The following is a 6,759-nucleotide window of genomic DNA, read 5'->3' as shown; positions in this document are numbered from 1 at the left end:
CGGTTTGCCAAACCGTTGACGCCAGATTTCTACGGCGAGACGACACCGTTAACAGAGCGCACCGATAGCAGTAGCTTCGCTTGATTCGGTCATGTCGCACAGTCGTGCAATCCTTGGATCGTCCCAAAGGTTGCTGCGCATCTTGATCCAGTCTCCGGCCATCACATACCGCCAAGTTCTTGTTGAGTCTGCACGCCGAGCATCAAGGCCAGCTTGGCCAACCCTTTTGGAGTGACCACAACCTGCTCATTTACGCGTTCGCTGCCGTCGGGCATGATCGTGCTGGTGGTGCGCACGTTGAGGTAGCCGGCGTTGATCTTGTCGGTGTAGGCCGAGTTGTTCTTGCTGCCATGGCGCTTGAATATCCATGTTCCCGTGCTGCGCAACCAGGCGATGAACTTGTTTGGCGGCTGTTGAAGTAGCTTTCCGGCTGTTTGCAGGCACACCTCGCCGTCGGCCAGCGCCATGCGGTCAAGTGCTTCGGCTTTCGGTGCAGCGATGGCCAGCTTCTTGTCGACCACGGCTATTTGATCGACAAGGATCAAGCGCTCCTGCTCAGCTTCCATCGCCATGCTGATGAGCTGCATGCGGGACAGTTCGACCGGGAGTGACTGGCGCGTTTCAAGTTCCTGCCAGCGGTCGATAATTCGAGCGGTGAATTCAGGGCAATTCTGAGCAACGAGAATTAAGCTATCCCGCTTGCAAAGCAGGTATTCCGTGTATTCATTCCCGTTGTGCGTGAACTCTTGCGTCGCAAGGGTTCCAATGACCCCTGACGATGAGAGTCTTTCGGCGCTGATCTTTATGTTGCTATGCTGCTTACCGATAATTTCCGCAATCTCGCGGCTGGTCATCGTCGGTGTATTTCCTATTACTGAAAGTTGATCCATGTTAGAATTGCTCCTGTTGGTTACTTCTGCTTCAAATAAACCCCGCCCACCTTTCCCGGTTGCGGGGTTTTCCTATTTATGCGTACTCGATCAGATCGTCAGCCAGACTCTCAACCTCGCACATCGCGTCATAGACGCCGATCAGCTTGTGCGTCGGTGATAGTTGCTTGTCCTCGTAGCTGTCCGTCTCGATACCGACAGCGGAGATACGCCCGCCACGGACAAAGACGGCCAGCGCCTTGCCGGTGTTTGAGCAGCGTTCGAGTATCTTTGTGGCTTGCGCCTTGGCTTCGAGTGCGATCATTTAGCGCACCCTGGACATATCCATCCGCCCGACACTGAACGCTTCCTGCCAGCGAACGTATAGACGATCTGCTTGCAGCGCTTGCACTGGTAGTTGTTGGTGTTTTTCATACCTGTTTCCAATTAGTCATCTAATGGCAAAGCATCAGTAGCACGTTGGGATACCTGAGAATCGTTGAATCTTTGTTTCCATTGGGCGAACATATCGTTCATGGAATCACTCTTATCCTCATGCCTGCCGATGAACTCCTTTAGCGCGGTGGCGACAACCCAAGAAAGCGTTCTGTCGTTGCTAATGGCGATTTCAATCGCTGCGGCTCGCACAGATTCTTCGATGCGTGTAGGCGGAAGCGTTGCCAACTTCTTCTCGGGGTGTGCCATGTCAGTCCTTGCGGCCAATGACGCGGTCTTCATCGACGAGGTGGCCGAGATGTACGCCAATCGCCCGAGTCGCAGCGCAGGTAGAGGGCTTGAGGATCATCTAGGCGGCCTGCTTGGCGGGGGGGCGAACAGGAACAGACGCGATCAACTTTCCGCAGGTGAGCACCTGAATTTGGTACTGCCTAAGTTCAGGAACAGTTTCTCCCCAATGATAGGTAGCGGTAATGTCGATACCAAGCCTGCTGGCAAGCTCTCCACGCGATCCAAAGCAGTCAATAGCTTGTTGTGTTTTCATAAGGATTCATTATGAGCACACTCACACTTAATTGCAATAAAAATCGTGAGCACAGACAAATCGAGCTGATTTATGATTATTTCGTGGAACTAAAAGACAGAATCAATCAAGCCAGACTCGCCGCAAAGCTCAATAAATCCGAGCTTGCGAGGCGTTGTAGCGTTGATCCTTCGGCAATCAACCATCTTGAGAGCGGTAAAACCAAAACATTATCCGGCTCACTACTCATCAAAATGAGTTCTGTCCTGTGCATAAATCCTGCTTACCTTGAAACTGGAAAGGGTACGCCCGAGTTATCCGCATCTGTTACATCCATCAGTTCGGAAGAACAGTCCCGCGACCCGATCCTTGATACGCTTGCAGAGTTGGAAAAACTACGGCCATACGAAGCGCAGGCGTTTAGGTTTGAGATACAGGCAGCCGCCTTGAGGGCGAAGCATGAAATTCATGTGCCAGAACCTATACTTGTCCCAAAAGGAAAGGCCGCCTGATATCCCAACCAGGTGACCGCGAAATCCCGAGGGACATCGAAATTGAAGCTATGACTAAGGTCATAGCACTATTCAACGACTTAACCTTTCCGCTTGAGACGGTTGAAGGTGGTGTCAATTCAATCCTGGAATTCATGGAACGCCGCGATCTGGCCGCCAGTTACCGAGCGCTACTTCTCAGGACGAAGCCGGACGTTCATTGGGCAGCCAAAACATACCCCCAGTACCTGCACAATCGACGCCAGTTGAACGATCGGCGAGGCAGTAGTATTACCCCCCCCCCCCCCCCCCCCCCCCGAAGAAGCGCGAGGGTGAAGTCCGGTAGAATTCTTTACGCTCGATCTTTACAAGTTGGGATTTGTGGATAGAATGATCTGATGAATTCCCTAACTACCCGATACCAAATTGAGCTTATCCAGCGGTCTGCCTATGAGACTACCGCACGGAGCATTGACGTTCTCAATTTGATCGAGCAGACAATTGATATGGTCACTTGGATTGCTGAACGCGCAGGCGCAGACGCAAAGCTGTTGCACCTTGAGACTGAAAAGATTCAGTCCGCCCATCCGTGCACCCCAATCGATCCTGACGATCTTGTATGCCCGATGCTCGAAGCAGTTCAGTATTCCGCCGAGAACGCTTACAAGTTGTTCGTTGCCAAGCGCAATGCGGCCCTCGGGTCTCCTGATCTTCTTCCCGATGACGGAGTTGTTGAAGCCTACACTGCTGCCATAAATAATCTTGGTGATCTTCACGACGCGCTTGATTCGTTGCGATGGGCTGTTATGACCCACGATAGCGAGATTGATACCGTATCTGGGGTTACGGTCACTTCCGCCGCAGCGCTATTCGCTCGGATAGGTTTGTGATCCAGGTTACCACTCTCGACAGCACGCCCCGTTTCGATAAGCAGCTATCCGCAGCCCCTCCCGACATACGAACGGCAGCATTCGCCGCGCTTGATGCGCTGGTTGAGAACCCATCCGCTGGCAAGTTGCGCCTGCACCGGATCAAGGGGTACAACCCCGCGCTGTGGAAGATCGACATTTTTCAAAACAAAAGTTGGCAGATCGCCTTTGAACTTCATGGGTCTACCGCCAAGCTACGATTCTTAGGGCGACACCGAACCGCTGACCGACTCTAGCCCACCGAAGAAGCGCGAGGGTGAGCGGTAGAATATCTAATTTCCCTGTATTTTTTCCAATCATACCTATATAATGTATAGGTATGAAAACAAGCACGGTAACGCCGCTTCCTTTGGTTCTTAACGATGCCAACTTCTTGAATCGGCTCCGTTTGGCTGCGGCTGACTCATCGAGAATAATCCTTGTAGGCCACTCCAAAAAGCGAATGCGCGAAAGGAATATAAGCATGGGACAAGTCGTTAAGTGCCTTCAAAAAGGAACGATCAGCGAACCTGCCCACCTTACGGAACGTGGAGAATGGAGGGCGAAGGTATCGCACAGAAACGCTGGCGACAATATCAGCGTCCCGGTAGTCATAGAAGAACGAGAAAAAGGTGACTTTTGCATTGTCGTTACGGTGATGAAATGAGCGAATACCACTACACGGAAAGCGGCCTGCGCAATATCTGGCTAGCCAGCGGCTTTGATCTTGTCGAAACCAACTATGGCGAAGGCGTGGCTATCCACAACATTGAAGGGTTGCACAGAGCCATAGGCGAGGCGCTTTCAAGGAAGGCGTGGATTACCGGCTCAGAACTACGTTTCATCCGAAAAGAAATGGATTTGTCACAGAATGCACTCGGGCTACTGCTTGGCACAACCTGCCAGGCGGTTGCGAAGTGGGAAAAGACTGGTCGAGTGCCAAAGACGGCTGACCGGATGATTCGATTGATCTATCTGGAGCACATCGGAGGAAACATTCCGATACGATCAACAATCGAGCGTATCAACGACACCGACCACGCGGAATATGAGCGCATGACCGCCGAAGAAAGCGAACATGGATGGTTGATTGCTGCATAGACTGGCAGCAAAGGAGAAGCGCATGAGCACCGTAACGTTTGACACGCTTAAGTACGTAAAGCAACTTGAAGCCGCTGGAGCTTCTACACAACTCGCGGAGGCGTTCGTCAATGCCCAGCGTGAGATTATGGCTGAAGCGCTTGACTCAACTCTGGCGACTCGCGGGGACTTGTCTTCGTTTGAAAAGTCGATTCATAGCGACGTTGAAAAGATTGAACGCAAGCTGATAGAGCACGACGGTAAATTCGCCCTTCTGCAATGGATGCTTGCCGCTGTTCTCGCGGTGGCGATAACAAACTTTGCCAAGCAGTTCTTCTGAACCCGCATGAATAGGCGTTCTACAGAACCATAGCCTGAAGATGCCCGTATTCATTGGCTTGTAGCGTATATGCATTTGAAATTTGAATAGAGGATACTTAAAACCATGATTACTTTTACCATCAAAGCCGAGTGGGACGAAGAGGCGCGGGTCTGGTACGTTGCCGACAGCAATGTTCCCGGCTTGTCGACGGAAGCTCCCACGGCTGAAGCCCTGCTTGAAAAACTCAAGGTCATGCTCCCCGAGCTTCTGGAACTAAATGACGGCCATGAGTACGCCTGCGTTCCCTTTGAATTGATCGCGCACAGGTCGGCCCAGGCCAATCACTGCCACTGATGGGTAGTAGCTTTACCCCTGCGTTAATTCGACTGCTCAGGCGCGCCGGATGCCACTTTGTACGCGATGGCAAGGGAGATCACCAAATCTGGTATTCCCCGATCAGCCATAAGAACTTCACGGTCGACAGCAAGATACTATCCCGACATACAGCCAACGGAACGCTTGTCCAAGCCGGACTGCCGAAGCAGTTCTTCTGAACCCGCATGAATAGGCGTTCTACAGAACACTAGCCTGAAGATGCCCGTATTTATTGAAGGCGCGATTGTGAGCGGTAGGCTTGAGGATTCAGGACTGTACGGAAATTTCGGACAGTTCAACGCGTAGACTGGCAGTCTTAATTCTGTCTAAAAACTGGTTTTGTAACTGAATTCCGGTTACACTTTTGAACGCACAGGGTTTGAGCATGTCAAAACAGCAGAAAACAATCGAGAAGATGTGTCGCACTCCCACTCCTTCTAATGTCAAATGGGCGGACTTAAAAAGTGCACTGGAATGCCTTGGATATCGAATGCTTACAAACAGCGGATCACGACGGAAGTTTTTTCACAAAGAGAAAGACGCTTTGATAATTTGCCACGAACCACACCCATCGCCAGACGTTGACAAGGGTTGCATTGATGACATTGTTGAACATCTTCGTATTCACGGATTTGTCGGGAGGTAAATAATGGGAACATTAAAGTACAAAGAATTTGAGGGAACTGTTGAGTATGACTCAGACAGGGCCGTGCTTCGTGGGAAGATTCTATTTATTAGCGATGTAATCACCTACGAAAGCGATGACGTTGAAGGAATTGCGGCCGAATTCCAAGCAGCGGTTGAAGATTATGTGAATACCTGTGAAGAGCTTGGCAGGCCTGTACAAAAACCTTGCAACGGGGTGTTTAGCGTTCGAATACCCCCCGCCTTGCATCGCCAGGCCTTAACTAAGGCGGCGAGAGAAAATAAATATTTGAACGATATTGTTTCGAGCGCGATTGATTCATATCTCAACGGATCGAAAGGCATTAACAATATAAATGTAACTATTCAGCCACAAAATGATTCGCCAATAATCGCTGCGGCAACCACAGCAATGAATAAAGCTTCTTGGGAGAATCGCCGTGTCCACTGATCCAGTGCCACCAATCAGCAATCACACTTTTAGTCTTCAAGAAACAACAGCGCTGATAATTAAGCACTTGGGTATTCACGAAGGGAAGTTTGATCTAATGCTAGAGTTCCAAATTGGAGTGGGTCAGTTTGGACCATCCAGTGAGCACCTGCTTCCAGGTGCTGCCGTTGGTGTTTCAAAGATTGGCATTGTTGAGTCGCCAGCGCCGGGAGCAAGTACCGTAGACGCTTCAATAGTTAATCCAAAACCAAAAACAACAAAACCAAAAACACGTAAGACAACCTCCCCTAAGTAACGCCACCCCATCGCCACACCCATCCCGCCAAGTGCGGGTTTTTTTCGTCTAGCGTTTGGCTATGTGCGCCTTCTTCATGTGCGCTGGCATCCAACGCATGAGCGGCAGCAAGTTATCGGGGTTGTCGATATACCACCGCTTTTCTGCACCAGACCACCGGCACCCGAGCGCCTTCGCCTTGTTGCGATCCGAGTACGGCACCTCCAGCATGATCCTCATCATCAATCCTATGTATATTCAACCTAAGCAGCGGTAGGAAACGGGCTTTGCTTCGGGCAACACTTCCCCATTGACAAATCTCGCCCCATTGGAGCCACCGAATCGCGGCCTAATGGTGCCAGCGG

16 protein-coding genes are annotated in these 6,759 nt (G+C 51.0%); 10 read left to right on the top strand and 6 right to left on the bottom strand.

Going from position 1 to position 6,759, the window contains the following annotated elements:
- Positions 1-161: 161 nt before the first annotated feature.
- The 4 genes from ACOYNV_RS24730 to ACOYNV_RS24715 all read right to left on the bottom strand — a co-directional run bounded on the left by ACOYNV_RS24730 (position 162) and on the right by ACOYNV_RS24715 (position 1,869).
- The gene (locus ACOYNV_RS24730; RefSeq protein WP_422902474.1) at positions 162-890 is read right to left on the bottom strand and encodes a phage antirepressor KilAC domain-containing protein; all 729 of its coding nucleotides are present in this window, start codon (positions 888-890) and stop codon (positions 162-164) included.
- Positions 891-966: 76 nt separating this feature from the next.
- Positions 967-1,194 (bottom strand): hypothetical protein, encoded by a 228-nt coding sequence (locus tag ACOYNV_RS24725; protein ID WP_422902473.1) that lies wholly within the window; start codon positions 1,192-1,194, stop codon positions 967-969.
- Between the two features lie 122 nt (positions 1,195-1,316).
- Complete coding sequence (locus tag ACOYNV_RS24720; protein WP_422902472.1) at positions 1,317-1,574, bottom strand: hypothetical protein; 258 nt, start codon at positions 1,572-1,574, stop codon at positions 1,317-1,319.
- A gap of 100 nt (positions 1,575-1,674) precedes the next feature.
- Positions 1,675-1,869, bottom strand: coding sequence for a Cro/CI family transcriptional regulator (locus ACOYNV_RS24715; protein ID WP_422902471.1), 195 nt, complete (start codon positions 1,867-1,869; stop codon positions 1,675-1,677).
- Positions 1,870-1,880: 11 nt separating this feature from the next.
- Here ACOYNV_RS24715 and ACOYNV_RS24710 point away from each other — a divergent pair, with 11 nt between their 5' ends.
- Together ACOYNV_RS24710 and ACOYNV_RS24705 are read left to right on the top strand one after the other, a co-directional pair.
- Positions 1,881-2,360 (top strand): helix-turn-helix domain-containing protein, encoded by a 480-nt coding sequence (locus ACOYNV_RS24710; RefSeq protein WP_422902470.1) that lies wholly within the window; start codon positions 1,881-1,883, stop codon positions 2,358-2,360.
- Between the two features lie 377 nt (positions 2,361-2,737).
- Complete coding sequence (locus ACOYNV_RS24705) at positions 2,738-3,229, top strand: hypothetical protein (RefSeq protein WP_422902469.1); 492 nt, start codon at positions 2,738-2,740, stop codon at positions 3,227-3,229.
- Positions 3,230-3,273: 44 nt separating this feature from the next.
- Here ACOYNV_RS24705 and ACOYNV_RS24700 read toward each other — a convergent pair whose 3' ends face one another.
- Complete coding sequence (locus ACOYNV_RS24700; RefSeq protein ID WP_422902468.1) at positions 3,274-3,447, bottom strand: hypothetical protein; 174 nt, start codon at positions 3,445-3,447, stop codon at positions 3,274-3,276.
- Positions 3,448-3,587: 140 nt separating this feature from the next.
- On the opposite strand from ACOYNV_RS24700, the gene ACOYNV_RS24695 reads away from it, so the two are divergent.
- From ACOYNV_RS24695 to ACOYNV_RS24660, 8 genes are all read left to right on the top strand, one after another.
- Positions 3,588-3,914, top strand: a complete 327-nt coding sequence (locus ACOYNV_RS24695) for a DUF4258 domain-containing protein (RefSeq protein ID WP_422902467.1) — start codon at positions 3,588-3,590, stop codon at positions 3,912-3,914.
- Positions 3,911-4,348 carry a hypothetical protein gene (locus tag ACOYNV_RS24690; RefSeq protein ID WP_422902466.1) on the top strand — a complete coding sequence of 146 codons (438 nt, stop codon included), beginning with the start codon at positions 3,911-3,913 and terminating at the stop codon, positions 4,346-4,348. The genes ACOYNV_RS24695 and ACOYNV_RS24690 overlap by 4 nt, the downstream gene beginning before the upstream one ends.
- A 22-nt stretch (positions 4,349-4,370) precedes the next feature.
- Positions 4,371-4,667: a hypothetical protein gene (locus tag ACOYNV_RS24685; RefSeq protein ID WP_422902465.1), complete on the top strand. Its 297-nt coding sequence runs from the start codon at positions 4,371-4,373 to the stop codon at positions 4,665-4,667.
- Positions 4,668-4,772: 105 nt separating this feature from the next.
- Positions 4,773-5,003: a DUF1902 domain-containing protein gene (locus tag ACOYNV_RS24680; RefSeq protein WP_422902464.1), complete on the top strand. Its 231-nt coding sequence runs from the start codon at positions 4,773-4,775 to the stop codon at positions 5,001-5,003.
- Positions 5,003-5,203 (top strand): type II toxin-antitoxin system HicA family toxin, encoded by a 201-nt coding sequence (locus ACOYNV_RS24675; protein ID WP_422902463.1) that lies wholly within the window; start codon positions 5,003-5,005, stop codon positions 5,201-5,203. Before ACOYNV_RS24680 ends, ACOYNV_RS24675 begins: the two co-directional genes overlap by 1 nt.
- A gap of 206 nt (positions 5,204-5,409) precedes the next feature.
- Positions 5,410-5,670 carry a type II toxin-antitoxin system HicA family toxin gene (locus ACOYNV_RS24670; protein WP_422902462.1) on the top strand — a complete coding sequence of 87 codons (261 nt, stop codon included), beginning with the start codon at positions 5,410-5,412 and terminating at the stop codon, positions 5,668-5,670.
- 3 nt (positions 5,671-5,673) lie between these two features.
- The gene (locus ACOYNV_RS24665; RefSeq protein ID WP_422902461.1) at positions 5,674-6,120 is read left to right on the top strand and encodes a type II toxin-antitoxin system HicB family antitoxin; all 447 of its coding nucleotides are present in this window, start codon (positions 5,674-5,676) and stop codon (positions 6,118-6,120) included.
- The gene (locus ACOYNV_RS24660) at positions 6,110-6,415 is read left to right on the top strand and encodes a hypothetical protein (protein ID WP_422902460.1); all 306 of its coding nucleotides are present in this window, start codon (positions 6,110-6,112) and stop codon (positions 6,413-6,415) included. Before ACOYNV_RS24665 ends, ACOYNV_RS24660 begins: the two co-directional genes overlap by 11 nt.
- A 48-nt stretch (positions 6,416-6,463) precedes the next feature.
- Here ACOYNV_RS24660 and ACOYNV_RS24655 read toward each other — a convergent pair whose 3' ends face one another.
- Positions 6,464-6,625: a DUF5710 domain-containing protein gene (locus ACOYNV_RS24655; protein WP_422902459.1), complete on the bottom strand. Its 162-nt coding sequence runs from the start codon at positions 6,623-6,625 to the stop codon at positions 6,464-6,466.
- Positions 6,626-6,759 lie beyond the last annotated feature (134 nt).

Source organism: Propionivibrio sp., assembly GCF_049316945.1.
In the GTDB taxonomy this organism is placed as follows: domain Bacteria; phylum Pseudomonadota; class Gammaproteobacteria; order Burkholderiales; family Rhodocyclaceae; genus Propionivibrio.
This window is presented reverse-complemented; position numbering and strand designations above follow the sequence as displayed.